Origin of the sequence: Streptomyces caelestis (assembly GCF_001279005.1) — a bacterium.
Classification (GTDB): domain Bacteria; phylum Actinomycetota; class Actinomycetes; order Streptomycetales; family Streptomycetaceae; genus Streptomyces; species Streptomyces heliomycini.
Genome location: NZ_LGCN01000077.1, coordinates 1 through 427, shown reverse-complemented (window position 1 = coordinate 427; position 427 = coordinate 1). Strand labels below are relative to the sequence as shown.

At 68.6% G+C, this 427-nt stretch carries 1 protein-coding gene; it reads right to left on the bottom strand.

Annotated elements, in window-relative coordinates; translation table 11 throughout:
- Positions 1 to 427: AMP-binding enzyme (locus ADK41_RS08195; protein WP_159043947.1), on the bottom strand; the 427-nt coding region annotated here is incomplete at both ends.

The window sequence follows — 427 nt, the reverse complement described above, 5'->3', positions numbered from 1 at the left end:
GTCGGTCGACTTTGCCGTTGGGGGTGAGGGGCATGGTGTCGAGGACGACGATGTGGGCGGGGACCATGTAGTCGGGGAGGGTGTGGGCTGCGTGGCGGCGTACGGTGGTGGGGTCGATGTGGTGGCCGGTGCGGGGGACGGTGTAGACGACGAGTCGTTTGTCGCCGGGGCGGTCTTCGCGTACGAGGGCGACGGCTTGTGTGATGCCGGGGGTGCGGGTGATGACGGTTTCGATTTCGCCGAGTTCGATGCGGAAGCCGCGGAGTTTGACCTGGAAGTCGGTGCGGCCGAGGAATTCGAGGTTGCCGTCGGGGTGTCGGCGGACGAGGTCCCCGGTGCGGTACATGCGGGTCCCGGGCGGTCCGAAGGGGTCGGCGACGAACCGCTGAGCCGTCGGACCCGGACGGTTCACATACCCCCGCGCCAC